Origin of the sequence: Inquilinus sp. NPDC058860 (genome assembly GCF_042743185.1) — a bacterium.
Lineage (GTDB): Bacteria > Pseudomonadota > Alphaproteobacteria > DSM-16000 > Inquilinaceae > Inquilinus.
Map to the genome: position 1 here is coordinate 18,888 of NZ_JBHYMS010000022.1, position 26,703 is coordinate 45,590.

Annotated in this window: 21 protein-coding genes and 1 tRNA gene; 13 read left to right on the top strand and 9 right to left on the bottom strand. The window is 69.1% G+C overall.

Annotated features, from left to right (window positions below; all coding sequences use genetic code 11):
- Window positions 1-73: 73 nt before the first annotated feature.
- The 3 genes from glpX (at window position 74) to ACFW16_RS16940 (ending at window position 3,017) form a co-directional block, all read left to right on the top strand.
- On the top strand, window positions 74-1,045 hold the full coding sequence (gene glpX / locus ACFW16_RS16930) for a class II fructose-bisphosphatase (RefSeq protein WP_380307128.1): 972 nt from the start codon (window positions 74-76) through the stop codon (window positions 1,043-1,045).
- An 82-nt stretch (window positions 1,046-1,127) separates the two neighbouring features.
- Window positions 1,128-2,903, top strand: coding sequence for a single-stranded-DNA-specific exonuclease RecJ (recJ, locus tag ACFW16_RS16935; protein WP_380307005.1), 1,776 nt, complete (start codon window positions 1,128-1,130; stop codon window positions 2,901-2,903).
- A gap of 38 nt (window positions 2,904-2,941) precedes the next feature.
- Window positions 2,942-3,017: transfer RNA gene (locus tag ACFW16_RS16940), tRNA-Glu, on the top strand.
- A gap of 173 nt (window positions 3,018-3,190) precedes the next feature.
- Here ACFW16_RS16940 and ACFW16_RS16945 read toward each other — a convergent pair.
- Together ACFW16_RS16945 and dgoD are read right to left on the bottom strand one after the other, a co-directional pair.
- Entirely contained in the window at window positions 3,191-3,991 is an 801-nt protein-coding gene (locus tag ACFW16_RS16945; protein ID WP_380307007.1) for an FCD domain-containing protein, read from the bottom strand.
- A 1-nt stretch (window position 3,992) separates the two neighbouring features.
- A complete protein-coding gene (gene dgoD / locus ACFW16_RS16950; protein WP_380307009.1) occupies window positions 3,993-5,234 on the bottom strand; it encodes a galactonate dehydratase in 1,242 nt (413 codons plus the stop codon).
- 208 nt (window positions 5,235-5,442) lie between these two features.
- On the opposite strand from dgoD, the gene ACFW16_RS16955 reads away from it, so the two are divergent.
- The 4 genes from ACFW16_RS16955 (at window position 5,443) to ACFW16_RS16970 (ending at window position 11,365) form a co-directional block, all read left to right on the top strand.
- Window positions 5,443-6,294, top strand: a complete 852-nt coding sequence (locus ACFW16_RS16955; protein ID WP_380307011.1) for a carbohydrate ABC transporter permease — start codon at window positions 5,443-5,445, stop codon at window positions 6,292-6,294.
- On the top strand, window positions 6,294-7,139 hold the full coding sequence (locus tag ACFW16_RS16960) for a carbohydrate ABC transporter permease (protein WP_380307013.1): 846 nt from the start codon (window positions 6,294-6,296) through the stop codon (window positions 7,137-7,139). The genes ACFW16_RS16955 and ACFW16_RS16960 overlap by 1 nt, the downstream gene beginning before the upstream one ends.
- Window positions 7,140-7,156: 17 nt before the next feature.
- Complete coding sequence (locus ACFW16_RS16965; protein ID WP_380307015.1) at window positions 7,157-8,446, top strand: ABC transporter substrate-binding protein; 1,290 nt, start codon at window positions 7,157-7,159, stop codon at window positions 8,444-8,446.
- A gap of 210 nt (window positions 8,447-8,656) precedes the next feature.
- Window positions 8,657-11,365: a glycoside hydrolase family 2 TIM barrel-domain containing protein gene (locus ACFW16_RS16970; protein ID WP_380307017.1), complete on the top strand. Its 2,709-nt coding sequence runs from the start codon at window positions 8,657-8,659 to the stop codon at window positions 11,363-11,365.
- Window positions 11,366-11,428: 63 nt separating this feature from the next.
- Here the strand turns inward: ACFW16_RS16970 and ACFW16_RS16975 are convergent, their stop codons facing one another.
- From ACFW16_RS16975 to ACFW16_RS16985, 3 genes are all read right to left on the bottom strand, one after another.
- Window positions 11,429-12,694, bottom strand: coding sequence for a cysteine desulfurase-like protein (locus tag ACFW16_RS16975; RefSeq protein WP_380307019.1), 1,266 nt, complete (start codon window positions 12,692-12,694; stop codon window positions 11,429-11,431).
- 24 nt (window positions 12,695-12,718) lie between these two features.
- On the bottom strand, window positions 12,719-13,396 hold the full coding sequence (locus ACFW16_RS16980) for an amino acid ABC transporter permease (RefSeq protein WP_380307021.1): 678 nt from the start codon (window positions 13,394-13,396) through the stop codon (window positions 12,719-12,721).
- Between the two features lie 72 nt (window positions 13,397-13,468).
- The gene (locus ACFW16_RS16985) at window positions 13,469-14,257 is read right to left on the bottom strand and encodes an ABC transporter substrate-binding protein (RefSeq protein WP_380307023.1); all 789 of its coding nucleotides are present in this window, start codon (window positions 14,255-14,257) and stop codon (window positions 13,469-13,471) included.
- Window positions 14,258-14,612: 355 nt separating this feature from the next.
- On the opposite strand from ACFW16_RS16985, the gene ACFW16_RS16990 reads away from it, so the two are divergent.
- On the top strand, window positions 14,613-15,404 hold the full coding sequence (locus ACFW16_RS16990; protein WP_380307025.1) for a cyclase family protein: 792 nt from the start codon (window positions 14,613-14,615) through the stop codon (window positions 15,402-15,404).
- Window positions 15,405-15,445: 41 nt separating this feature from the next.
- Window positions 15,446-15,949 carry a MarR family winged helix-turn-helix transcriptional regulator gene (locus tag ACFW16_RS16995; protein WP_380307027.1) on the top strand — a complete coding sequence of 168 codons (504 nt, stop codon included), beginning with the start codon at window positions 15,446-15,448 and terminating at the stop codon, window positions 15,947-15,949.
- A 135-nt stretch (window positions 15,950-16,084) separates the two neighbouring features.
- Here ACFW16_RS16995 and ACFW16_RS17000 read toward each other — a convergent pair whose 3' ends face one another.
- The gene (locus ACFW16_RS17000) at window positions 16,085-17,632 is read right to left on the bottom strand and encodes an indolepyruvate oxidoreductase subunit beta family protein (RefSeq protein WP_380307028.1); all 1,548 of its coding nucleotides are present in this window, start codon (window positions 17,630-17,632) and stop codon (window positions 16,085-16,087) included.
- Window positions 17,633-17,637: 5 nt separating this feature from the next.
- Window positions 17,638-19,791 carry a thiamine pyrophosphate-dependent enzyme gene (locus ACFW16_RS17005; RefSeq protein ID WP_380307030.1) on the bottom strand — a complete coding sequence of 718 codons (2,154 nt, stop codon included), beginning with the start codon at window positions 19,789-19,791 and terminating at the stop codon, window positions 17,638-17,640.
- Window positions 19,792-20,010: 219 nt separating this feature from the next.
- On the opposite strand from ACFW16_RS17005, the gene ACFW16_RS17010 reads away from it, so the two are divergent.
- Entirely contained in the window at window positions 20,011-20,949 is a 939-nt protein-coding gene (locus tag ACFW16_RS17010; RefSeq protein ID WP_380307032.1) for a GNAT family N-acetyltransferase, read from the top strand.
- 45 nt (window positions 20,950-20,994) lie between these two features.
- Here the strand turns inward: ACFW16_RS17010 and ACFW16_RS17015 are convergent, their stop codons facing one another.
- Entirely contained in the window at window positions 20,995-22,023 is a 1,029-nt protein-coding gene (locus ACFW16_RS17015; protein ID WP_380307034.1) for a LacI family DNA-binding transcriptional regulator, read from the bottom strand.
- 213 nt (window positions 22,024-22,236) lie between these two features.
- Between ACFW16_RS17015 and ACFW16_RS17020 the strand changes: the two genes are divergently transcribed.
- Window positions 22,237-23,328 (top strand): fatty acid desaturase family protein, encoded by a 1,092-nt coding sequence (locus tag ACFW16_RS17020; protein WP_380307036.1) that lies wholly within the window; start codon window positions 22,237-22,239, stop codon window positions 23,326-23,328.
- A 53-nt stretch (window positions 23,329-23,381) separates the two neighbouring features.
- On the opposite strand, the gene ACFW16_RS17025 is transcribed toward ACFW16_RS17020, so the two are convergent.
- Window positions 23,382-24,428, bottom strand: a complete 1,047-nt coding sequence (locus ACFW16_RS17025; protein ID WP_380307037.1) for a LacI family DNA-binding transcriptional regulator — start codon at window positions 24,426-24,428, stop codon at window positions 23,382-23,384.
- Window positions 24,429-24,622: 194 nt separating this feature from the next.
- Between ACFW16_RS17025 and ACFW16_RS17030 the strand changes: the two genes are divergently transcribed.
- Both ACFW16_RS17030 and ACFW16_RS17035 read left to right on the top strand, forming a co-directional pair.
- On the top strand, window positions 24,623-25,657 hold the full coding sequence (locus ACFW16_RS17030) for a substrate-binding domain-containing protein (protein ID WP_380307039.1): 1,035 nt from the start codon (window positions 24,623-24,625) through the stop codon (window positions 25,655-25,657).
- A 74-nt stretch (window positions 25,658-25,731) separates the two neighbouring features.
- Window positions 25,732-26,697 (top strand): ABC transporter permease, encoded by a 966-nt coding sequence (locus tag ACFW16_RS17035; protein WP_380307041.1) that lies wholly within the window; start codon window positions 25,732-25,734, stop codon window positions 26,695-26,697.
- Window positions 26,698-26,703 lie beyond the last annotated feature (6 nt).

The window sequence follows — 26,703 nt, forward strand, 5'->3', positions numbered from 1 at the left end:
GGGCCGATGCGGCGGAGACGAGACCGAGAGGATCGGAGAGACGATGAAACGGCCGGAAACCAAGTCCCAGGTGATGGACCGCAACCTCGCGCTCGAGGCGGTGCGGGTGACGGAAGCGGCAGCCCTCTCCGCGTCGCGGCTGATGGGCCGCGGCGACGAGCGCCAGGCGGACCAGGCGGCGGTCGACGCGATGCGGCAGGCGCTGAACAGCCTGGCCATCGAGGGCGAGGTGGTGATCGGCGAGGGCGAGCGCGACGAGGCGCCGATGCTCTATATCGGCGAGAAGGTCGGCGCCGGCGACGGGCCGGAGATCGACATCGCCCTCGACCCGCTGGAGGGCACCACCATCACCGCCAAGGGCGGGCCGAACGCGCTGGCGGTCATCGCCATGGCGAACAAGGGCGGCTTTCTGAAGGCCCCCGACGTCTACATGGACAAGATCGCGGTCGGCGGCGACCTGCCGAAGGACCTGATCGACATCGACGCCAGCCCGGCCCAGAACCTCAAGGCGCTGGCGCTGGCCAAGCGGGTCGCGGTCTCCGACCTCGTGGTCTGCGTGCTCGACCGGCCGCGCCACCAGGAGCTGATCGCCCGCGTGCGCGAGGCCGGCGCCCGGATCATGCTGATCTCGGACGGCGACGTGTCGGGCGTGATCGCCACGTCCACGCCCGAGGCCGGCGTCGACATGTATCTCGGCACCGGCGGCGCGCCCGAAGGCGTGCTGGCGGCCTCGGCGCTGCGCTGCATCGGCGGCCAGATGCAGGGCCGCCTGCTGTTCCGCAACGACGACGAGCGTGAGCGCGCCAAGCGCCAGGGCATCGAGGACTTCACCCGCGTCTACGGGCTGATGGACCTGGCCGGCGGCGACGTCATGTTCGCGGCCACCGGCGTCACCACCGGCCCGATGCTGCGCGGCGTCCGCCTGATCCCGGGCGGGGCGGTCACCCATTCAATCGTGATGCGGTCGAAGAGCGGCACGGTCCGCACCATCGAGGCGCGGCACGATTTCCGCCGCAAGGCCGGGTTCGAGTTTGTTGGTGGGTAAAGGGGGCGGATAAGGCCGTCGGCGGATGGCGGCCGACGGGGGCGGCCGGGGAGGGGCTGGTGATGACTTCAAGGCGGGGGTGGTGAGCGCGCCGGCGCTGTTCGGCGTCGAACGCTCCGTCAAGGGCGCGCGCTGGATCGGCCGCGCCACCGACGACCGGCTGGCGCTGGCCCTCTCCCAGCGCCATGCCCTGCCGGAGCTGGTCGCCCGGGTGCTGGCGGCGCGCGGCGTCGGCCTGGACGACGCACCCGCCTTCCTCAACCCGACGCTGCGGGCGCTGCTGCCCGACCCCTCGGTGCTGCGCGACATGGACCGCGCGGCGGAGCGCATCGCCCGGGCGGTGACCGGCGGCGAGGGCATCGCCGTGTTCGGCGACTACGACGTCGACGGCGCCACCTCGACCGCGCTGATGGTCCGCTATCTGCGCGGGCTCGGCATCGAGCCGCAGATCCATATCCCCGACCGCATCGCCGAGGGCTACGGCCCGAACGCCCAGGCGCTGGAGAAGCTGCGCGCCGGCGGCGCCGGGCTGGTGGTCACGGTCGATTGCGGCACCACTGCCTTCGACGCGCTGGAAGGCGCCGCGGCTTCGGGCCTCGACATCGTCGTGCTCGACCACCACACGGCCGAGCCGCGCCTGCCCAAGGTGACGGCGGTGGTCAACCCGAACCGGCTGGACCAGGATCCGGGGCTGGGGCAGCTCGCCGCCTGCGGCGTCACCTTCCTGGCTTTGGTGGCGCTCAACCGCACGCTGCGCCAGGCCGGCGCCTTTGCCAACCGGGCGGAGCCGGACCTGATGGCGCTGCTCGACCTGGTGGCGCTCGGCACGATCTGCGACGTGGTGCCGCTGACCGGGCTGAACCGGGCGCTGGTCGGGCAGGGGCTGAAGGTGATGGCGCAGCGCCGCAACACCGGCCTGGCCGCCCTGGCCGATGTGGCGCGGGTGACCGAGACGGTCGACGCCTACCACGCCGGCTACATCCTGGGGCCGCGGATCAATGCCGGCGGCCGCATCGGCCGGGCCGATCTCGGCGCCCGCCTGCTGGCCACCGAGGACAAGGCCGAGGCGGCGCGGATCGCGGCGTTGCTGGACGAGCACAATGTCGACCGCAAGACCGTCGAGGCCGAGGTGATGGCTGCCGCGATCGCCCAGGTCGAGGCCTCGGAGTCCGGGCCGGTGATCCTGGTCGCGGGCGAGGGCTGGCACCCGGGCGTGGTCGGCATCGTCGCCGGCCGGCTGCGCGAGCGTTATGGCCGCCCGTCCTGCGTCGTCGGGATCGAGGGCGGCATCGGCAAGGCTTCGGGTCGCTCGGTGCCCGGCGTCGATCTCGGCGCCGCGGTGATCGCGGCGCGCCAGGCCGGCCTGCTGCTGTCCGGCGGTGGCCACCGCATGGCGGCGGGCTTCACCGTGCGGCAGGAGCGGATCGCCGGGCTGCGCGCCTTCCTGGCCGAGCACATCGACGGCCAGGTGGACGAGCCGATGGTGCCGCTGGTCGAGCTCGACGGCACGCTGGTGGTGGAGGCGGCGACGGTCGATCTGGCCGAGACGCTGTGCCGCCTCGGCCCCTTCGGCGCCGGAAATCCGGAGCCGCGCTTCGCGCTGCCGCGGGTGCGGGTGGTGGCGCCGTCGGTGGTCGGCGGCGGTGGCCATGTCGCCTGCACGCTGGTCGGACCGGATGGCGGCCGCCTCAGGGCGATCGCCTTCCGCTGTGCCGACCAGCCGGTGGGCCAGGCGCTGCTGCGCCGCGACGCGCTGCTGCATGTCGCCGGCACGCTCAGGCTCAACCGCTGGAACGGCAACATCCGGGTGCAGCTGTTCATCGACGACGTGGCGCCGCTCTGGGCCGAAAACGCTTGATTTCCCCGGCCGCTGCCGGTAGGTCTCTGCGCCGCGCCGACCCCTTCGTCTAGAGGCCTAGGACACCGCCCTTTCACGGCGGTAACACGGGTTCGAATCCCGTAGGGGTCGCCACTTCGGTACAAAGCCGGGCACTCCGAGCGCCGCCATCGGCAGCCGGTGCCTTCAGAAGTTTGCTCTCAGGTGGTCGAGCCGCCCGATCCGGCGGGAAGAACCGACAGAACCGCGGCACCCGTGGAGTGCCCCGGTGAACGGCGACGCATGCCCCGCGCTGTCCTGCGAGGACCTCAGTCGCCTATGACGAGGGCGAGGTCGATGGCGGCGATGTCGAGGAGGCGGGACATCGAGGAGTGGGCGCCTTCGGGATCGCGAAGGCGGATGCGTTCGACCACGTCGCGGTGATAGGGGAGCGAGTCGGCCGGTGAGCGGGCCTGCCCCGTCGAGATGCGGAAGGAATAGGCGAGCGCGGCGCTGATCGTCGTCCACATCTGCTGGAAGACCAGATTGTGGCTCGCGCGCAGGAGGCCGCGGTGGAAGTCGATATCGGCCTCGTTGAAGGCGACGATGTCGTCCGGCATGGCCCGTTCCATGCGCTCATAGGCGGTCTCCAGCTCCGCGACGTCCTTGGCCGAGGCACGGGCCGCGGCGAAGCGGGCCGCGGCGGGCTCGATCACCCGGCGGGCCTCGAGCAGGCTGTGGACGAATTCCGGGCTCGGCGGGCAGGCCATCGACCATTCAAGCATGTCCGGGTCGAGCAGGCTCCAATCCTCGATCTCGCGCACCAGGGTGCCCACGCGAGGACGCGTGCGGACGAGCCCCTTGGCGGAGAGGACGCGGATCGCCTCACGGAGCGCGCTCCGGCTGATCTTCAGGGTTTCGCAGAGCTCGGTCTCGGAGGGCAGCAGCGAACCGGACTTGAACTCGCCCGACAGGATGCGGGTCGCGATCGCGCGCACCACCTGGCCGTGGATGCGGGGCTTCGAGAGGGTCCGTCCTCCCGCCCCGGCGATCGGTGCGGCCTCACCCTCGCCGATGCCGCGGCCGGCGCCGGTCACGATCGCAACCTTATCCTCGAGGCGGCCCGCCATCTCACCAGTCCACGATCGTGCCGTCGGCGAGGACGGCGTGCTGCGGATGGATCACCTCCTGCGCGAAGGGATGGCGCGCGCATTCGGCTTCGTCGACCTCGACCCCCAGGCCGGGCGCGTCCGGCACCTGCCAGAAGCCGTCGACCATCCGGATCGGACCCTTCACGACGTCGAAATACCAGGGCACGGCGCCGACCATCTCCTCCTGGATGACATGATTCGGCGTCGATACGGCGAAATGCAGCGCCGCGACGCCGGCGATCGGCCCCAGCGGATTGTGCGGCGCGACGCCGATCCCGAACGTATCGGCGATCGCCGCGATCTTCTTCGCTTCGAGCAGGCCGCCGCAATGGCAGATATCGGGCTGGATCACGCTCACCGCCCGGCTGGTGACGAGATCGGTGAATTCGGCGCGCTCGACGAGGCGCTCGCCGGTCGCGACCGGCACCGAGGTTCGGGCGGCGATGGCCGTCAGCCCCGCCGTGTCGCCGGGCGGCAACGGCTCCTCGACGAACATCGGCCGGCCGGGCGCGAGCGCGTCGATATAGGCGAGCGCCGCGCCGACCGACGCCGGGCGGCCGTGGAAGTCGACCATGATCTCGACCTCCGGCCCGACGGCGGAGCGGAGCGCGTCCATCAGGCGCGCCACCTTGCCGATCTCCGGCAGCGGCGCGTGGAAATGCGTGTAGGGGATGAACACCGCCTTGAAGGCGCGATAGCCGCTCTCCACCACGGCGCGGGCGCGCTCGACCAGCGGGTCGACCTCCAGCGTCTCGTAGACGGCGCGCATGTCGCCGAGCCCGAGATGCGTGTAGACGCCGACCTTGTCGCGCACCTTGCCGCCGAGCAGGCGCCAGACCGGCACGCCGAGCTCCTTGCCGAGGATGTCCCAGAGCGCGACCTCGATCCCCGAGATCGCGCTCGTCGCCACCGCGCCGAGCCGCCAGAAGGACTGCTTCTTCATGGCGCGCACCGCCTGCTCGATGTCGCGCGGGTCGCGGCCGATGATCAGCGGGGCGAGATCGTCAATCGCGCCGACCACCGCCCGCGTCTTCCATTCGAGCGTCGCCTCGCCCCAGCCGTGGAGCCCCGGCTGGTCGGTCTCCACCTTCACGAAGACCCAGTTCCGCATCTCGGCGTTGACGATCCGCGTCCGGATGGCGGTGATCTTCACCGGGCCTCTCCTTCTTGTCTGATTTATTGATGTTATGAATGTGCGGGGCGCTAGCGTCAAGTCGACCACGGAAGCGGGTGGGCCGCGTCAAGAGCCGAATTTATTGGAGATCGAAACTCATAAAAGGGTCCGACGAGGGCTTGACCCCTATTCAAATATCGGATGTTTAATAGGAAACGATCCGATAAAGGAGGCAGGGAGGATGCGGCTCGGCAGCGCCTCGGCGGTTCCGTCATCCGGACGCCGGTCCAGTCGGAACCGAGCCTTCTATGCGACCGTGGCGCCCTTCTTCGCCATTTTCGCCGTCTTCAGCCTCTTCCCGGTCCTGTTCTCGCTCTATCTCGGCTTCAACCGCTGGGACGGCTTCGGCGCGCCGGAATTCGTCGGCCTCGACAACTATCTCCGCGCCCTCGCCGATCCGGTGTTCCGCCAGGCGATCTGGAACACCGTCGTCGTCTGGATCGCCTCGTCGGCGGCGACGGTGGCGCTCGCCTTCGGGCTCGCCGTCCTGGTCAACGAGTTCGTGGTCATCGGCCGGCAGTATTTCCGCGTCGTCTTCCTGTTTCCGCTCCTGGTCGCGCCGGCGATCTCGGCGATCATCCTCCGCGTGATGTTCTCGTCGAATGGCGGCATCGTGAACACGCTGATCGGCGCGGCCGCGGGCAAGCCCTTCTACTTCGACTGGCTCGGCTCGGAAGGGTGGATCAAGCCGCTCGTCGTCCTTCTCGTCGTCTGGCGCTGGACCGGCTGGCATTTCCTCATCTTCCTGTCGGGCCTGCAGTCGATCTCGCGCGACCTCACCGAGGCGGCGCGGATCGACGGCGCCAGCCGGCTGCAGGTCTTCCTGCGCGTGACGGCGCCGCTGATGCTGCCGACGCTCGGCTTCTCGATCACCAACGCCACCCTGGGCGGGCTGCAGATCTTCGACGAGCCCTATGTGCTCACCGCAGGCACGGGCGGCACCGACAATGCGACGACGACGCTCGGCATGTATCTCTACGCGACCGCCTTCACCAATTTCGATTTCGGCCTCGGCGCGGCGGTCTCCTGGTACATCTTCGCCGCGATTACGCTGCTGACGGTCCTCTACCACCGCCTGCTGGGGCGGATGACGGCGGGGACGGCGTGATGGCCGGCTTCTTCGCCAGGCGCGAGCGGCGCGCCAACGTCCTGATCACGATCGGGCTCGGGCTCTTCTCGCTGGTCTTCATCCTGCCGCTCTACTGGACCGCGGTCATGGCGACGCGGCGGCTGGAGGAGGTGTTCCAGTTCCCGCCGCCGGTGTTCTTCGGCGATGCCCTCCTCGACAACTTCGCCCGCATCCAGGCGGTCTACGAGCCTTTGGCGCCGCTCGTGAACAGCCTGATCGTCGCCGTGCCGAAGACGATCGGCCTCGTCCTGGTCAGCGCCCTCGCCGGCTACGGCTTCGCCCGCTATCGGCGCGCGAGGGGCCACCGGCCGCTGCTGGTCCTCGCCTTCGCGACGCTGTTCTTCCCGCCTTCGCTCGCGCTGATCCCGTTCTTCCTCGAGATGAACTGGTTCGGCTGGCTCGACACCTTCTGGCCGCTGATCGTGCCGGCGCTCGCCTCGGGCTTCGGCGTGATCTGGATGTACACCTACATCTCCGGCACCGTGCCGCACGAGCTCTACGAGGCATCGGAGGTCGACGGCGCCGGCGTCTTCTCGGCCTTCTTCCGGATCGTGCTGCCGATCATCAGGCCCGGCCTCGCCGCGCTCGGCGTCTGGACGCTGATCAGCACCTGGAACGACTTCCAGCTGCCGCTCGTCATCCTGACCGACCAGGCGAAGTTCACGGTACCGCTCGCGCTCAGCTCGCTGAACTCGATCTATTTCGCCGACCTCCCGGCCGTGATGCTCGCCACCCTGATCGGCCTCGTGCCGGTCTTCATGATCTTCGGCTTCCTGAGCCGGCAGTTCATCAGCGGCCTGACCGGGGGCGCCGTGAAGTCATGACCAAGGGAGGACCCGACATGAAGAGACGCTGGACCATCATGGCGGCGGCGGTGCTCGGCCTCGCCGCAAGCCTGCAGGCCGCGGCGGCGCAGGAGACGCCGAACACCGGGATCTCGGGCGCCGTCAGCCTCTGGACCTGGCCGCACAACGACCGGACGCTGTCGTCGCTGCTGCCGGAATTCAACAAGGCCTATCCGAACATCAAGGTCCGGATCCAGGGCTTTCCGTCCGGCAAGAACGTCTATCTGAACAAGCTGCTCTCGGCTCTGCTCGCTGGCACCGGCCCGGATGTCGCGATGGTCGAGATCAACAACGTCGCGCAGCTGAGCGGGAAGCAGCAATTCGCCGACCTCTCGAAGCCGCCCTTCAACGCCGGCGCGCTCAAGGCCGATTTCGCGCCCTTCGCCTGGTCGAAGATCGAGGATCCGGCGACGGGCCGCATCTTCGCGCTGCCGAAGCACACGGGGCCGGGCGCACTGTTCTACCGGCGCGACCTGTTCGAGGCGGCGGGCCTTCCCGGCGATCCCGGGGCGCTGGCGGCGACGCTCAAGGACTGGAACGCCTTCATCGAGGCCGGCAGGAAGATCGCGAAGCCGAACGAGCGCTGGATGGTGGGGACCGGCAACGAGCTGGTCCGCGCCTACATCGCGCAGCGCGGCGTCTCCTATTTCGACAAGGACGGCAACCTGCTGGTGAACGGTCCCGTCTTCAAGGAGGCCTTCGAGCTGGTGGTGAAGGCGCGCGACGCCGGGCTGATTTCGCCTTTCGCCATGTGGACGCCGGAATGGCAGGGCGCCTTCGCCCGCGGGCAGATCGCGACCGTCGTCATCGGCAACTGGTTCGGCGGGCTCCTGAAGAGCGCCTATGCGCCGGGAGACGCCGGCAAATGGGGCGTCGTGCCGGCGCCGGCGGCGGAGAACGGCGTCTCGGCCTTCAACTGGGGCGGCGACTTCCTGGGCATACTCGAGACGAGCGAGAACAAGGAAGCGGCCTGGGCGCTGGTCAAATGGATCGCCCTGAACGACACCAGCCTGAAGCTGCAATATGAGAACGGCGATCTCTATCCGGCCTATACGACGGCCGGGAAGGCGCCCTGGATCAATTTCCAGGACCCCTATTACGCGGGCCAGAACACCAACGAGATCTTCGCCAAGGTCCAGGCCGAGATGGTGCCGCAGACCACCAACCCGCTCGATTCCATCGCCTATCTGGCGGTGGAGACCGCGGTGAACGCCGTGGTGACGAGCGGCAAGCCGGTCGACGCGGCGCTCGCGCAGGCAGAAGCCGAGATCAAGGCGAAGATGTAGAGACCATTTGTAAATGCTACTGGTGCGGCCGTCTGACGGCGGGCTCGAGCGCTTCCGGTGCTCACGGACCCAAACGTCCGCTGCGCTCCGGTTCTCGAAACCACCGCCAGCCGACTCTCACCAGCGCATTTCCAAACGGTCTCTGAGGTCGGGGTAGGAGACGGTCCGCGCCCGGAGCGGCTCCTCATTTCATGATCATCCGGAGTGACAATGCTGTTCGAGACATCCCTCGCCGGGATCTGGTCCTTCGCGCTCGATCCCGGTCATCGCGGCCTGAAGGAGGCCTGGTTCGGCCGCGATCTCGACGACACGATCGCGCTTCCCGGCAGCGTCGACGAGGCGCGGAAGGCGCCGGCCAATCCGGACGGCACGATGGCGCATCTCTCGCGCCGCCATCCCTATGTCGGCCGCGCCTGGTACGGCCGGCCCTTCGAGGTCGCGCCGGAGGCGGAGGGGCTCTATCACCAGCTCGTGCTGGAGCGGCCGCATGGCGAGGTGACGGTCTGGCTCGACGGCGTGAAGATCGGTCGCGACCGCAGCCTGTCGACGGAGCACCGCTTCCTGCTCGGCAGGCTCGCGGCCGGCCCGCATCGCCTGGTCCTGATGATCGACAATGGCCGGGTCGAGGCCGTCGGCGAGGCGATCAGGCATACGGGCGTCGAGGATGTCGCCCATTCCAACACGGATCACACCCAGACCAACTGGAACGGCGTCGTCGGCTCGCTGCGGATCGAGGCCTCGGCCGGGGCGATCAGCCGCGTCGCCGTCCATGCTCCGACGCGCAGGGTCCGGATCGACATCGAGCTCGATGGGTTCGACGCCGACATCCATCACCCGACCTTCTGGACCGGCGACGCCGAGGACCGGCTGACCCTGCGGTTCCGCCTCGCCGGCATCGCGGAGCCGCTCGTCATCGAGCGGCCGGTCACGATCCGCAGCGGCTTCACGCCGGTCTCGATCGACGTCGATCTGCCGGAGACGGCGGGCCTCTGGGACGAGTTCTCGCCAGTCGTGCACCGGCTCGATGTCGAGTGGTCGCGCAACGGCGTCCCGATCGACCGGCACGAGACCGGCTTCGGCATCCGCTCCTTCACCCGCGACGGACGGCGCCTGCGCCTGAACGGCCGGGCCGTCTTCCTGCGCGGCACGCTCGATTGCTGTATCTTCCCGCTCACCGGCTATCCGCCCTGCGACGTGGACGGCTGGCGCAAGGTCTATTCGACCGTGAAGGCCTATGGCCTCAACCATGTGCGCTTCCACTCCTACTGCCCGCCCGAAGCGGCCTTCGTCGCGGCGGACGAGATGGGCGTGCTCCTCCATGTCGAGACGCCGGTCTGGGCCGTGCTCGGCTCCGACCCCAATCTCGACCGCTTCATTCACGAGGAATCCGAACGGATCGTCCGCGCCTATGGCAATCACCCGTCCTTCGTGATGATGGCGGTCGGCAACGAGCCGCACGGCCCGGGGCTGCACGCCTTCCTGTCGCGCTGGGTCGCCCATTGGACCAAGGCCGATCCGCGCCGGCTCTACACCGGCTGTTCCGGCTGGCCGACGATCGCCGAAGCCGACTATGTCTCGAAGCCGGAGCCGCGATCGCAGCGCTGGGGCGAGGGGCTCGCCGGGCGGCTCAACGCGCAGGCGCTGGAGACGATGACCGATTGGAGCGCCTATCGCGACGCGGTCGACATGCCGCTGGTGACGCATGAGATGGGCCAGTGGTGCGTCTTCCCCAGCCTCGATGAGATCGGGAAGTATCGGGGCGTCGTCGAGGCACGGAATTTCATCCGGGTCCGCGACGACCTCGCCGGGAAGGGCATGCTCGACCTCGCCGGGGAGTTCCTGATGGCGAGCGGCAGCCTGCAGACCAAGCTCTACAAGGAGGATATCGAGAGCGCGCTCCGGACCCGGGGTTTTGCCGGCATCCAACTGCTCGGCCTGCAGGATTTCCCCGGCCAGGGCACGGCGCTGGTCGGCGTCGTCGACGCCTTCTGGGACCGGAAGCCCTATGTCTCGCCCGAAGCGTTCCGCGAGTTCTGCGCGCCCGTCGTGCCGCTGGTCAGGAGCGAGCGCTTCGTCGTGACGCGGGGCGAGCCGATCAGGGTGGCCGTCGAGATCGCGCAGTTCGGGCCGGCGGACATCGAGGATGCCGTGCTGCGCTGGTCGCTGACCGACGACTCCGGCAAGGTCGCCGGCCAGGGCGAGATCCGGGCTCGAAGCCTCGCCACAGGCGATCTCCATCGGATCGGCGATCTGGTGATCGAAACCGGTGCCCTGGCCCAGGACCGTTACGAGCTCCTGCTCGAACTCGCCGGGACCGGATACCGCAACCGCTGGGGCTACTGGGTCTTCGAGAAGGCCGGGGACGCGGCGCCGCTCGAGATCGTGCCGGATCTGGACGAGGCGATCCTGCGCCGGATCGAGGCGGGCGAGACCATCGTCTGGTCGCCCGATCCGAAGGCGATCCGGCAGGACAGCATCCTCGGCTTCACGACCGTCTTCTGGAACACGCTCTGGACCCGCCGTCAGCCGCCGCACACGCTCGGGCTATTGATCGATCAGGACCATCCGATCTTCAGTGCGTTCCCCAGCGGCCGCGCGTCCGATTGGCATTGGTGGGAGCTGGTCCATGGCCGCGCGGCGCTCGACCTCGGCGGCCTCGGCCTGTCGCCGATCGTCCGCGTCATCGACGATTGGAACTCGAACCGGGACCTCGCGCTTCTCGCGGAATGCCGGATCGGGCGCGGCCGACTGGTCATGAGCGGGATCGACCTTGCAAGCGGCCTCGACCGGCGCCCGGTCGCTGCGGCACTCCGGAAGGCCCTGGCCCGTCATCTCGCCGGCAGCCAGGACGGGCGGCAGCCTGCCTTCCTGGATCGGGAAACGGTGCTGGATTGGTCGGCCGCCCTGATGGCGCGCTGACGGCGCTGCGGATCGTGCAGGCCGGCGAGCGAGGCGATGGCCGGGCCGGCTGGCGGAAGCGGATCAGCCGGTCCTGCCGAGACAGGCCGCCAGCTCCTCGCCGAAGCGCCGCACCTCGGCCAGCGTGTTGTAGTGGACCATGGAAACGCGCAGCGCCCCCGTCGCCATGGGCAGGCCCAGCCGCTGCATCAGCCGCGGCGCGTACATATGGCCGTCGCGGATGCCGATCCCGGCGTCGGACATTGCATCGGCGATCGCCTGGGGCGAGCGGCCGGGAATGTTGAAGCAGATCGTCGGCACCCGCCCATCCAAGCGGGCCTCGTCGGCGATGCCGTAGATCGTGGCGCCGCAGACCTTCAGCACGCGCAGCATCGCGCGCGACAGCCCGGCCTCATAGGCCCGGATCGCGGTCATCCCCGCCACGATGTCGCCGCGGCGTGAGCCGGCCGACAGGCCGCCGAAGCCGCGGCCGAGGGCTTCGAGATAGCGCACCGAGGCGTCCATGCCGGCGACGTTCTCATAGACGAAGGTGCCGGCCTCGACCTTGTAGGGCGGCTCGTCCGGGATGAAGTCCTCACGGAAGGTCGGCAGCCGCTTCAGCGCGTCGAAGCGGCCCCACAGAAAGCCCATATGCGGCGAGAAGTTCTTGTAGCCGGAGCAGACCAGGTAGTCGCAGCCCCAGGCCTGGACGTCGATCAGCCCGTGCGGGCCGAAATGGACGCCGTCGACGAAGACCTCGGCCCCGACGGCCTGCGCCGCCCGCGACACCGCGGGGATGTCGACGATGGTGCCGATCGAATGCGCCGTGGCGGTGCAGGCCACCAGCCGCGTGCGCGGGGACAGCAGCGGCACCAGATCCTCGACATGCAGGGTGCCGTCCTCGCGCATCCGCCACCAGGCGAACTTGGCGCCGGCGCCCTCCAGCGCCAGCCAGGTGGCGATGTTGGCGTCGTGGTCCATGTCGGTGACCACGATCTCGTCGCGCTCGCCGAGGGTCTGGCCGATGCCGAGGCTGACCAGCCGGATGAACGACGTGGCGTTCATGCCGAAGCAGATCTCGGCCGGCCGGTACGCGTTGACCAGCAGCCCGACGCTCTCCCGCGCCTCGGCGATGGCGCGGTCGACGGCGCGGCTCTTGTCGTAGCGGCCGCCGCGCTGGACGTTGTGGTCGACCAGATGGCGGGTGACGGCATCCAGCACGCTCTGCGGGATCTGCGCGCCGCCGGCATTGTCGAGGAAGATGAAGTCGCCGGCCTTCTGCAGCGCCGGGAACCGAGCCCGGACCGCGTCGATCGGGAAGGCGCTGGCGTCGGCTGGCGTGTGAGTCACGATGATCTCCGATGAAGGGCGCGGTCAGGCCCGGCCGGCGCGGCGCTTGGCGCGCGCTTCGAGATGGCCGATCAGCCGGACCAGCGGCCAGAGGAAGGCGAGATAGATGATCGCGGCGCCGATCAGCGGCGTCGGGTTGGCCATCTGCGCCTGGGCGTCGGTGGCCTGCTTCAGCAGGTCCGGCATGGCGACGACCGAGGCCAGGGCCGTGTCCTTGAACACCGACACGCAGTTGCTGGTCAGCGGCGGGATGATGACGCGGATCGCCTGGGGCAGGATCACCTTGCGCATCGTCAGCCAGAACGGCAGGCCCAGCGCGGAGGAGGCCTCGAACTGCCCGCGCGGGATGCTCTCGATGCCGGCGCGGCAGACCTCGGCGGTGAAGGCCGCCAGCACCATCGACAAGGCGAGGGTGGCGGAGACGAAGGAGGACAGCCGGATGCCGACGAAGGGCAGGGCGTAGTAGATCAGGATCAGCAGCACCAGGATCGGCAGCGCCCGGAACACGTCGATGTAGGCGATCGCCAGCAGCCGCAGCGGCCGGGGCGCGTAGAGCCGGACCAGGCACACCAGCAGCCCGGCCAGCGTGCCGAGGACGATGCTGACGCAGCCCAGGAGGATGGTGTTGCCCAGGCCGCGCAGCAGGATCGGCACGGCGCGCAGCAGCACCGGCCCGTTGAAGAAGGTGTCGATCAGTTCCATGGTCCGGACCGGATGGCGCGCCCAGCGGCGTGGCGGAAGGGCCGGGCGCGGCGCCCGGCCCGGCTTCAGCGGTTACTGGGCCTGCGGGATCGGCCCCGGCGTCACCGTGCTGCTGCCCGGCTCCGGATCGACCCCGAACCAGGTCTTGTGGATCGCGGCCAGGGTGCCGTCGGTCTTCATCGCGCCGATCGCATCGTTCGCCTTGGCCAGCAGCGGATGGTTCTTGCGCGTCATCATGGCGAAGCGCTCGCCGGTCGGGATGCGGACCAGGATCTTCAGCGCCGGCATCTGCCTGATCGCGTACTGGAAGCCGGCCAGCTCGCCCGCGCCGCCGTCGATCCGGCCGTTCTGCGCCTCCAGCAGCAGGTCCTGCTGCGCGTTGTAGCTCTTGACCTCGGCGAAGCCCAGCTTCTCGCCATTCGCCTTGGCGAAAGCCTCGCCGGTCGACCCCGAGATCACGCCGATGGTCTTGCCCTTCAGGTCGTCCAGCGAATGGATCGGCGAATCCGCCTTGCCGACGATGGTGCCGTCGCTGTCGTAGTAGGGCTGGGTGAAAGCCTGGTTCTGCAGCCGCTCGTTGGTCACCGAGATCGAGGAGATCGCGAAGTCGATGCGGCCGGAGCTGGTGGCGGCGAACAGCGCCTGGAAGCCCAGGTCCTGGAACTCGACATCGACGCCGATGCGCTTGGCCACCTCCTTGGCCACGTCGACCTCGAAGCCTTCGAAGGCGCCGCTGTCGGTCTTGTACTCCCAGGGCGGGTTGGCCGGGTAGGCGCCGACCGTGATGGTCTCGGCCAGCGCCGGCGATGCCGCCGCCAGGCCGAACGCAACCAGGGTTCCCAGCGTCCTGAAGAGCTTCATCGTGCTCGCCTCCTCTGTCAGCCCGCATCGCGGGCATTCTTGGCTTGTCGTCGCCGAAGAGGCGGGCGCTGCTCCGGCCGATGGCCGTCCGCTGGCTGGGCGGGCAGGCTGGAACGCCGCCTCGTTGGTCGCGCTAGGTGATCATGGAGGGTGTCCCCGATCAATCGTATTGTTTTAGGCCTCAAGCTTCTCCTATGCAATTCCATGTTTCCAGAGAGCCATGTAATGGAACGTATAGCCAAGTTTATTGTGATTGCAGATATTCCGACCTAAGGTTCGATGCTGGCGGCCTGCGATCCGTCCCGCGGACAGGGCGGATCGACCGGGCAGAACCATTCGAAAACGGGAGGCAATCATGGCAACCGATCATCTCGCCGGATTGGCGGCTTCATTGCTCGACGGCTCGATCCGGGTGGTCGACCTCACAGCGCCGCTCGGGCCGGAGACGCCGGTGATCCAGCTGCCGCCCCAGATCGGCAAGAACACGCCAGCGGTGAAGGTCCACCCCATCTCGCGCTATGACGAGAACGGCCCGTTCTGGGCCTGGAACTGGCTCGAGCTCGGGGAGCATACAGGCACGCATTTCGACGCCCCGGTCCATTGGATCACCGGCCGGGACCATGCCGACGGGACCACCGACCGCATCCCGCCGAAGAGCTTCGTCGCCCCGGTCAACGTCATCGACCGTTCGCAGGAGGCTGCGGCCGACCCCGACTATCTGCTGACGGTCGACAGCATCAAGGCCTGGGAGACCGGGCACGGCGCGATCGAGGCTGGATCCTGGGTCTTGCTGCGCACCGACTGGTACAAGCGCAACGGGTCGGCGGAGACCTACCTGAATGCCGACGAGAACGGCCCGCATTCGCCGGGCCCTACGGCGGAAGCGATCGAATACCTGCTGTCGAAGGGCATTCTCGGCTGGGGCTCCGAGACGGTCGGCACCGATGCGGGATCGGCCGGCGGCATGACGCCGCCCTTTCCCGCCCATACCCTGCTGCACAAGGCCAACCGCTATGGCCTGGCCAGCCTCTGCCACCTCGACCAGCTGCCGCCGAAGGGGGCGATCCTGATCGCGGCGCCGCTGAAATTCGTCGGCGGCACCGGCTCGCCGGTGCGCGCCCTTGCGCTGGTGCCCCAGGCAGGGTAGGGGCCGGCACGAGCCCGGATGACTGGAAGCAGATGGGAGCGATGACCGACAGATTTGCCGGAACGGTGCTGCGACGGCCGGACCAGGGCGACACGCGCCCGACGCTCGGCGAGATCGGGCTCAGCCAGTTCGCGCCCTATCTGATGAACCGGGTGATGGCGCGGTGGAACGCCAACATGTCCGACGCGCTGAAGGCGCACGACATGACGACCACCAAGATGCGGGCGCTGGCCATCCTCAGCATCTCGTCGACGCTGACGATCAACGAGCTGTCGGTCTATGCCGTCACCGAGCAGTCGACCATGAGCCGGACGCTCGATGCGCTGGAGGAGCAGGGCTATATCCGCCGGCAGCCGCGGGCCGAGGACATGCGCGTCCGCGACATCGCCATCACCGAGGACGGCCGGGCCGTCTTCGACGCGGTATGGCCCACCATGTACGCGCTGCTGACGCAGATGTTCGAAGGCGTCGACGGTGACGAATACGTCGCCTTCGTCGCCACCCTGCACAAGATCCTGCGCAACATCCGCAAGCACGACATTTGAGAGGGGCATTGCGACGATCACAGCCGCGTAGGTTGGGTTCGCGACAGCGAACCCAACAGGTTGCGGGCGGCAAGGCGTTGGGTTCGCCCATGGCGAACCCAACCTACGCACCGAGCGGTGCATGGGGCCCGGCGGTCACAGCGTCGCGATCGTCTTCAGCGCGCCGTCGAGGGCGGTGCCGTCCTCGTCGGCCAGCGCCGCCTGCCGCAGCCGGCGCAGCCAGGCCGCGCCGTCGTCGCGGCCGACCAGAAGGGGCAGGCCGGACAGCACCCGCCCGAACTTCGACTCGCCGCGGGCATGCGTGTCGGAATAGCCCTTCACCAGCCGTCGGCATTCCAGGACCTCGACCGCGAGGTCGTGGTTGACCCGAAGCGTGTCGAGGGCGGTGGCGAGCCAGGCGTCGCGATGCGCCGTCTCGCGCGCATGGCGCAGCGTTCCGCGCCGGACCCGTCGCAGCCCCGACACGGCCTGCAGGCCGAGGAACCAGACGATCGTCCCGGTGCGCACGCGCCGGCCGCGGCTGACCAGGCGGTCGAGCCGGGCGAAGAGCGCCGGCCGCGCCTCGATCCAGACGCCGAGCGCCCTCGGCAGCGTGCCGCAGACCTCTTCCATGCGCGGATGCATGTATTCCATCGTATAGACGATCTGGTCCGCGCCGGCGCCGACCTCGCGGCGCACCCGCTCGAACCGGCGCGAGCGGACCTTCAGGTCGGCGACGCGGATGACGTCGTCATAGGCCATCGCCACCGCCACATGCTTCGCCGCCGCCAGGGTGAAGGCGTGGCCCTTCCCGGCGCCGCCTTGCACCTGGTCGGCGGCATGCAGCCGGGCCATGAGCGTCAGGTACTCGTCTGCATAGGCCGGGTCCTGGTAATCGGTCAGCCGCTTCACCCCGGCGAACAGCATCGGATGGGTGGCGGCCGGGAACTCCTGCGCGATGCGCGCGACGAGGCGGTCCAGCGCGGGGTGCCCGGCGGCGGCCGGCAACGCCTCGAAGCGTTTCCCTGGCGTGCGGGCGACGGCCTCGGTCCCCGGCACGGCGGCCCGGTCGCAGGCGGCGCGGAAGGCGGCGACGCTAGCGTCCACGGCCCGGCCGCCGGCGCGGATCGTCGCCTCGAACGCGTCCCTCGGAAACGGCAGGACGCCGGCCCCGGCCAGGGCGCCGAACATGGCGGCGGAGATCATGCTGCCGCTGCGGCCGGCCATGGCCTCCATGTCGAAGGCGATGGTGCGCCGGGCGGCGAAGTCCGTCGCATCGACGACGGCCGCGGGATCGCCGGTGCCGTCGCCCGGCTTCTCCTTCTCGACCACGGCGAAGGCTCGGTGCGTCGACGCGATCAGCGTGGTGCGGTCGGGCGTGACCAGGCCGCGCAGCACCGCGCGCCCGGCCTCCATCAGCTCGGCCGCCAGCACCACGTCGACATCGCCCGGCGTCGGCATCAGCGCGAGGACCGGCGCGGCGCCCGGCTTCACCGCGATCATCTCGATATAGTAGATGGTCGCGCCGGTGCGCTGCGCCACGCCCGGGACCGAGGTCGACTGGGCGACCCAGCCATTGGCCTCCGCCAGCGCCACGATCCAGTCGGCCAGGACCCCGCCGCCCTGGCCGCCCATGGCCAGGATGGCGATGGCCAGCGGCCGATCCTGGGACAGCTGAGAACGGTCCGGCAGCGTGTCGGCCACGGCGCTCACTCGGCGAAGGCGATGCGGCGGCTTTCGCGGCGGCGCTGCAGCCAGCCGATCACCGCCCCGCGCAGCCGCGCCAGCAGCCGGTCGGCCCGGGTCGGGTTCTGGATGATGTCGGCCCGGTAGAAGGACGGGCACAGGATCGCGGCCTCGGCGACCTCGCCGCAATTGCCGCAGCCGACGCAGGACTGGTCGATGGCGGCGACCGGGTCGTCCTTCAGCGGATCGTCGGTGTGCCTGACCGACAGGGACGGACAGCCGGACAGCCGGATGCAGGCATGGTCGCCGGTGCAGACATCTTCGTCGACGCCAAAGCGCTGCCGGACCACGCGCCGGCCTTCCTTCACCGCCCGGGCCAGCAGCGGCCGGACCCGGCGCTGCTTGTTCAGCATGCATTCGGAGGAGGCGACGATGATCTTCGGCCCGGGCTCCGGCGTCGTCAGCGCCTCGCGGAAGGTGTCGCGCAGGCGGGCCACGTCGTAGGTCCGGTCGATCTGGCGCACCCATTTGGCGCCGATGCCGCGGACCGCGTCGGTGATCGCGTTGTTGGTCTGGCGCCGCGGGTTCTGGGCGCGGGAGGAGGGGATGTCCTGGCCGCCGGTCGCGGCGGAATAGTAGTTGTCGACGATCAGGATGACGCCGTCATGCTTGTTGAAGACGGCATTGCCGATCGAGGAGGCGAGGCCGTTGTGCCAGAAGCCGCCATCGCCCATCACCGAGATCGCCCGCTTGTCCGCCTTGACGTTGAAAGCCGAGGCCGAGGCCGGGCCGAGGCCGTAGCCCATCGTCGTGGCGCCGATGTTGAAGGGCGGCAGGATCGAGAACAGATGGCAGCCGATATCGGCCGAGACGTGGTGCTGGCCCAGCTCCTTCTCGGTCAGCTTGAGGGCGGCGAAGATCGGCCGTTCCGGGCAGCCGGTGCAGAAGCCGGCCGGGCGCGGCGGCACCACCTCGGCCAGCGCCTTGACGCGTTGGTCGGCGAGAACCGGCGAGGCGTCCGGCAGCGGCGGCCGGTTGCCGAGCAGGGTCGGCGCATAGGCCTCGAGGAACGCCGAGAGTCCCTTCATCAGCACCGGCGCGGTGTATTCGCCGCCCATCGGCAGCACATCCTTGCCCGCGACCCGGGTCTGGATGTCGCGGCGCTTCAGGATGGCGTTGAGCGCCTGCTCGATATAGTCGGGCGAGCCCTCCTCGACCATCAGCACCGCGTGCTTCGACGCGCAGAAGGCCGCGAGTTCGTCGTCGATCAAAGGGTAGGCGACGTTGAGGACGTGGATCGGGACAAGCGAGCGGCCATAGATGTCGGCGAGGCCGAGCAGCTGCAGCGAGCGGATCAGCGAGTTGTAGAGCCCGCCCAGCACGACGATGCCGACATCGCCCTCCGCCGGGCCGAAGGTCTCGTTCAGCCTGCGGCCCTTGATGAACTCGACCGCCGCGGGCCAGCGCCGCTCGATCTTCTCCTTCTCGTGCAGGAAGGAGGCGGGGGGCAGCACGATCCGGCTGGTGTCGCGGACCGGGTTCTCCATCGCCTGCTTCAGCGTGAAGTCTGGGCGCCGGTTGTCCCTGGCGGTGAACTGGCCGTGGACGTGGCAGGTGCGGATGCGGACCTGCAGCATCACCGGCGTGTTCGAGGCCTCCGACAGCTCGAACCCGGCCTCGACGGCCTGCACGATCGAGGGCAGGTTCGGGCGCGGGTCGAGCAGCCAGATCTGCGACTTCATCGCATAGGCGTGGCTCCGCTCCTGCATGATCGAGGAGCCTTCGCCGTAATCCTCGCCGATGATGACGAGGGTGCCGCCGGTGACCCCGCCCGACGCCAGGTTCGACAGCGCGTCGGCGGCCACATTGGTGCCGGCGGTGGACTTCCAGGTGACGGCGCCGCGCAGCGGGTACATGACCGAGGCCGACAGCATCGCCGCGGCCGCCGCCTCCGAGGCCGAGGTCTCGAAATGGACGCCCAGATCCTCCATCACGTCCCCGGCGTCCGACAGCACGTCCATGAGGTGGGAGATCGGAGACCCCTGATAGCCGCCGACATAGGCGACGCCCGACTGCAGCAAGGCCTTGGTGATCGCCAGGATGCCTTCGCCCCTGAAGATGTCGCCGTCTCCGAGCTTCAGATCCTCGACTTCCCGGGCAAACGAGCGCTCGGCCATGGCGTTCCTCCGCCGGCGACGTCTTCGCCGCAAATTATTTGCAAGAGCATATTTTGTGGCGGGGTGTTGTCAACACGGGATCGCCGTGCCTCGGGGTTGCCCGACGGCGCCGGGCCGGAGCGGACGGTCCATGCCGGCCCAATCATGCATCGTTGCCGGTCTGCGCAGTCCTGATCGCGTTCCCTCGACAGGCCGGTTTGGCCCTGCCAGGGTGCTTGCATGGACGATCTTGGCCCGACCGAACTCCGGCTGATGCAAGGGCTGGCCCAGCAGGTGACCGCATTGCGGCCGGAACTGCTGAACGGCGACGCGACCGTTGGCGAGCTGGCCTGGGTCTGGGCCAAGGATGTCGACGCGCTCAGCCGGTTCTGGCGGCACCGGATGTGGTTCGTCGACGGCCGGCTGGCCGCGTGGGGGTGGGCGCATCTGCCGTACCGGATCCCGCGCGGCGACGGGACGTTCCGCGAGGCCAAGGCGGCCAATCTGATCTGGCAGGCGCATCCGGACCGGCCGGAGCTGCTGGCCGAGATCCTGGACTGGTACGACGAGGTGGCGGGCGCCGTCGACCGGTTGCTGACGGTCCAGTCCGCGGATGTGCGGGCGCAGGCCACCGTCGCCGCGCACGGATACGAGTTCGACATGGAAACCGGCTCGGACGACGGGTCCTGGGTGCAGTTCAACATGCGGGAGCTGACGGAGGTGCCGGATCCGGCGTTGCCCGAGGGCTTCCGGTTTCGGACGGCCGGGGATGTCTCGGTGGCGGACGCGGTCAAGGCGCATCGGGACGCGTGGCATCCGTCCAATCTCACCGAGGCGGCGTTCGAGCGGGTCCGGCGGACCTGGCCGTACCGGGCCGATCTGCATGTGCTGATCGCGGCGCCGGACGGCACGCTGGCCGCGACCGCGGTCATCTGGCTGGACGAGTCGACGCGAACCGCCGAATTCGAGCCCGTCGGCACGCACCGGGACTTCCGGCGGCGGGGGCTGGGCACCGCGTTGCAACTGTACGGCATGCATCTGGCCAGGGCGGCCGGCGCGAGCCGCGCGCTGGTCGCCTGCCTCGGCGCGCCGGCGCACCCGGCCGCCCGGAACCTGTACTACAGCGTCGGCTTTCGCGCGTTCACCCGGGACCTGCCGCAGATCAAGGTCGCGGGATGACGCCCGGGCATTCGGGTCGGACCCGACGCGGCGCACAAATGCGCTTCAGAGGTTTTCGGCCGTAAAGATGTCGAAGGGCACCGGGCCTGGAACCGGGAGATCCCGGTCGCCGGGTTCCGCGGCGCGGATCATGGCTGCGACTGCTGTCTCGGCCAGGCCTTTCACCGGATGGGAGAGCACGAGCTTCAGCACGCCGTCGATCAGGGCGGACCGGGTGTCCTCCGTGATCTCGTGACCGACCGTGACGATCCGCCGGAACACATCGCCGCCCTGATCCCGCAGCCCCCGGATCACGCCCTCGACCCCGCCGCCCGCAACGTAGAGGCCGACCAGGTCGGGGTTGCGCTTCAGCAGGTCGAGCGTGCTCTCATGGGCGTAGCGCGGGTCCTCGAGGCTGGTCAGCGGCTCCAGCAGCTGGAACTCCGGCGCATGCTCCCGGAAATAGGAGCGGAAGCTGGCCTCGCAGACGTCCTGGCAGAGATAGCGGTGGCTGCCGACGAAGATGCCGACCTTGCCCGGCGCCTTGCACAGGTTGGACACGGCCCAGGCGGCGGTCCGCCCGACCTTCCAGTTGTCGAGCCCGACATAGCCGGCCCGCGCCTGGGCCGTCAGGTCCGAGATGAAGGCGAAGACCGGGACGCCGCGGCCGTTCAGCCGATCGATCGCCTGGGTGACGTGCGGGTGGTCCGCCGCCACCACGGCGGCAGCGTCGACATCGGCGCCCAGCTTCAGCAGCCGGTCGGCCACCGCGCCGGGGGTGAGGTCGTCCATGAACTCGATCACCGCCCGGCCGCGGACCGCCGGGGAGGTCCGCACGGCTTCCTGCAGCGCCTCACCCAGCAGCCGGTAGTAGGGGCGCGAACGCTGCTGCAGCAGGAAGCCGAGCGTCCGGTCGGGCCGGTCCAGCCGCTGCCGGATCAGCCCGGTGGCGTGGAAGCCGATCGCCTCCGCCGCGGCCAGCACCTTCTCGGCCGTTGCCGGGCGCACCGGATCGCGCCCGTTGAGCACCCGGTCGACGGTGGAGACGCTGACCGAAGCGGCGCGGGCGAGATCGGCAATGGTGGGCCGGTCCATCTGGTCCTCTGAGAGATTCTCTCACTTCGTCAGCCAGCATTTCTGGCGGTAATGAGAGATAATATCCCGGTTGGATTGAGAGATCAAAACCGGCCGTGATAGCTTTGCTGCCAGATCAAGCTGCGGGCCAGAACGCAGCGGATCGCAGCACGGCCGGCCGTCTCCGAGCGTGCGGAGTCGCCCGCCGCGATCCGACAGACCGGGAGTGACGCGATGCCTCGATCCGCCTGGAAGACCTATGCCCTGAGCGGCGGCGCGGACGGCGCGGCCGAGCTGACCAACGACGCCTTCGAGGACCGGGTCGAGGCGGAATGGCACTCCTGCCGGATCGACCGCCGCGAGCTGAAGCGCCTGATCAGGCGGTCCGACGCGGAGGCGCTGGGCCATATCGGATTGTGGCTGGGCCTGTTGGCGGCATCCGGCGCCGTCGCCTTCGCCACCTGGGGGACGCTGTGGTGCATCCCGGCCTTCGCCGTCTACGGCGTGCTCTATGCCGCCGCCGACCACCGGCACCACGAGCTCTCGCACGGCACGCCGTTCAAGACCCGCCGGCTCAACGACGCGCTGTTCCACCTCTGCGCCTTCATGACCCTGCGCGAGGGGTTCTACTATCGCTGGAGCCATTCCCGCCACCACACCCACACCATCATCGTCGGCCGCGACCCCGAGATCGCGGCGCCGCGGCCGCCCGACATCATCGGCATCGCCTCGGACCTGTTCTTCATCAAGGACGGGATGACCCAGTTCGGGCGGATCGTCCGCAACGCGACCGGCGACATCACCGAGGACGGCAAGCACTTCATCCCGCCGGCGGAGCGGTGGAAGGCGGTCTGGGCGGCCCGGGCCTATGTCGCGATCTGCGCCGGGGTGACCGGGTCCTGCTTCGCCCTGGGCAGCATCCTGCCGGCCCTGTTCGTCGTCCTGCCCCGCTTCTATGGCGGGCCGCTGTCGCAGCTGTTCAACCTGACCCAGCATGCCGGGCTGAACGAGGACGTGTACGACCACAGGCTGAACACCCGCACGGTCTATCTGAACCCGGTGTTCCGCTTCCTCTACATCAACATGAACTACCACATCGAGCACCACATGTTCCCGATGGTGCCGTTCTACCGCCTGCCGGAGCTGCACGAGCTGATCAAGGCCGAATGCCCGCCGCCTTATCGCGGCCTGTGGGCGGCCTATCGGGAGATCGTGCCGGCGCTGCTGCGCCAGCGCCGGGATCCCAGCTGGTTCGTCCTTCGCCCGCTGCCCGGCGGGGCGGTTCCGGACCGCGCCCCGGCCGGCGCGATCGCCGCCGCGGAATGAGGAGGCCGTGCCATGTCCCGCTGGATCGAGGCGAGGGCGGCGCCGGTGCGTGATCAGTTGCAGCTGTACTTGGTGTAGACCCGGACCTTGGTCCGGGCCGGGGCCGGCAGCGGACGCTTGTCGAGGAAGGCCTCGATCACCTCGACGCTCTGCGCCACCTCGCGGTCGACATCGTGGCCGACGACGAAATCCATCCCGCCGGATTCGAGCAGCATGCGGGAATTGGCGTTGAGCTCATGGCCGATGAAGACGACCTTTCCCTTCAGCCCCTCATCCTCCAGCGCCCGGGCGATGCCGACGTTGCCGCCGGCGACGTTGTAGACGCCGATCGGCGCCCCATGCTCGGCGATGTACTTGCGCACGCTGCGGCGGGAGTATTCGGCGTCGTCGTTGGAATTGACCCGCTCCTCGACCCGGAGATGGGTGAATTCGGCGCGCAGCACGCGCCGGAAGCCCAGCTCGCGCTCCTCCTGGCTGCGATAGGGCGCGCTGCACACCAGCAGGATCTTGCCGGAGCGGTCGCCGAGGACGCGGCCCATCAGATAGGCGGCCGTCGCACCGGCATTGGTCTGGTCGCTGCCGACATAGGCGGTGCGGTTGGAGTTCGGCAGATCGGTGGTGATGCAGACCACCGGCACGCCGCGGCCCGTGATCGTCCGGATCGCCCGGTTGATCATCAGGTCCTCGCGGGCGACCACGACCAGCCCGTCGGCCTCGCCCGCCGTCCGTTCGATCAGCTGGGCGAACTTGATCGGGTCGACCTCGGCCGTCTGGATCGCGGTGAAGCCGACATCCAGGCCGGGATGCGCGGCGCCGTACTCTTCGGCCGCCTGCTGCAGCGACTGGTTGAAGCTGATGCCGGAATCCGCGAGGACGGCGATCCTCCGCCGGCCGGGAGCATCGGCGCGGAGGCCTGCGCCGAGCTGGGCGAGGGCGTCGAGCACCTTCGTCCGGGTGACCTCGCGCACGCCGCCGCGGCCGTTCAGCACGCGGTCGACCGTGGCGGTGCCGACGCCCGACGCCTCGGCGATCTCCGCGATCGTCGGGCCGCGCCAGATGGATGGGGCGCGCGTCTCCGCGCGGCGGCTTCGTTGCTCCATGGCGCCAGTGTCTGATGGGTTTCGCATCAGGTCAATCATCTGATCGACGGATCTCGATCGGAGGAGCGAGGGATTGGCAGATTTGATTTTATTTACATCAGAAATGGCCAAAAGATGGCTTCCGATGATCGTGATCCTTTGATTTGATATGTTTATTCAATCAAACAGAATGTCTGTTCCAAGGGAGGAGCGTGATGAAGGCAGCAAAGCTGTTCGCGGCCGTCTGTGCCGCCGCCGTGGCGATCGCAGCCGCCGGTGCCGCGCAGGCCCAGCAATCGGACACGTCCTATCGTTACGTGATGGTGTCCCATATCGGGTCGAACGATCCGAACATGAAATGGCTGACCCTCTCGATGGATGAGTTCAAGCGGACCCATCCGAACGTCACCGTCGAATATGTCTCCTCGAACAACTACTCGGTGCAGGAGCTGGTGCGGCTCCTGGAGCAGACCATCGCCTCCCACCCCGACGGCATCGCCGTGCCGATCGTCAGCACCGACGCGCTCGAAGGGCCGATCCGCAGCGCCGTCGACGCCGGCATCCCGGTGGTCGCCTTCAACATCCCGGACGGGCGCCCGGCCGGCGAGCGCATCCCCTACATGGCCTATGTCGGCGGCGACGAATACCTCACCGGCTTCAAGACCGGCGAATACGCCATAGCCAAGGCCAAGGAAGGCGTCGTGCCGATGCCGAAGAAGGTCGTCTGCGCGCTGATCGCGGCGGAGCACCGGGGCCTGCGCGAGCGGTGCCGCGGCATCGAGGACGCCTTCAAGACGGTCGGCGCCACCGCCGAATACCTGTTCACCGGCGCCGACCCCGAGACCTTCCGCAGCAACCTGCAGGCCTATCTCTCGGCCAACAAGGACGCCAACTACATCCTGAACATGGGCGACGTGACGGCGCCCTGGTCCTGGGCGGTGGCCCGGGACCTGGGGCTCGACCCCGACGTCGACGACAAGGGCATGACGATCCTGACCGTCGGCATCAGCCCGATCGCGCTGTCGGGGCTGAAGGCCGGCCATCTGCTGGTGGCGAGCGAGCAGGGGTTCTGGCAGCAGGGGTATGTGCCGATGGAGCTGCTCTACTGGCACGACGTGCTCGGCTACGAGCCGCAGTCGGACATCATCACCGGGCCGATCCTGGTGGACAAGGACAACATCGACAAGTTCGACGCCCTGTCCAAGGCGGTGTTCGGGGCCGGCTCCGAGGACGGTTCCGCCTGGCAGTAAGGCACCGGGTTCCCGGCGACGCCCTGCCGCCGGGAACCCGCCACCCCAGAGCTCCTGGTCAAGGGAGATCCGCCATGGCCTGGTCCCCAGGCAGCCTCGTCCGCCGCGTCGATTTCGGCGCGATCTTCGGCACCGTCCTGATCCTCGCCGTCTTCACCGCGATCGATGACGGCTGGTGGTCGGGCGACACGCTCGGCAGCATCATCCGCTTCTCCGCCATCCTCGGCTGCATCGCCATGGGCCAGGCGCTGGTGATCATGGCGCGGGAGATCGACCTGTCGGTCGGGTCGGTCTACGGCCTGGCCGGCATCGCCTTCATCACGCTGGAGGCCGATCTCGGCGTGCCGGGCGCGATCATCGCCGGCCTCGCCATCGCGGCCGCCGTCGGCTTCCTCCAGGCCATGGCGGTGCTGCGGGGCAGGGTGCCGTCGATGATCGTCACGCTCGGCGGCCTCTTCGCCGTGCGCGGCCTGATCTATCTGTGGACCGGCGGCACCGTGCGGTCGCTGCCCGAGGCCGCCCGGACCCATTGGCTCACCCGGCTGTTCGGCGGCGAGGTGTTCGGCATCCAGGCGGCGATCGTCTGGGCGCTGGTCGTGCTCGCCCTCCTGTCCTTGCTGCTGTGGCGGATGCGTTTCGGCAACCGGCTGCTGGCGACCGGCGGCGATCCCGCCACGGCGCTGAGCCAGGGCGTGCGGACCGACCGGACCAAGACGGCGGCCTTCGTCCTCTGCTCGCTGCTGTCGGGCTTCGCCGGTATCCTCACCCTGACCAATGCGCCGCAGACCCATGTCACCCTGGGCGACATGATGGAGCTGGAGGCGATCGCCGCAGCGGTGATCGGCGGCTGCGCGCTGGCGGGCGGCCGCGGCTCCCTGATCGGCGCGGTGCTGGGCGCCTTCGTCATCACCAGCGTCCGGTTCGAGCTGATCCGGCTCGGCGCGCCGGGCTCCTGGTACATCACCTTCGTCGGGATCGTGCTGATCGCGGCGGTCATCTTCAACCACTCGCTGGCCTTCTGGGTCGGGCGACGGGCATGAGGGCCA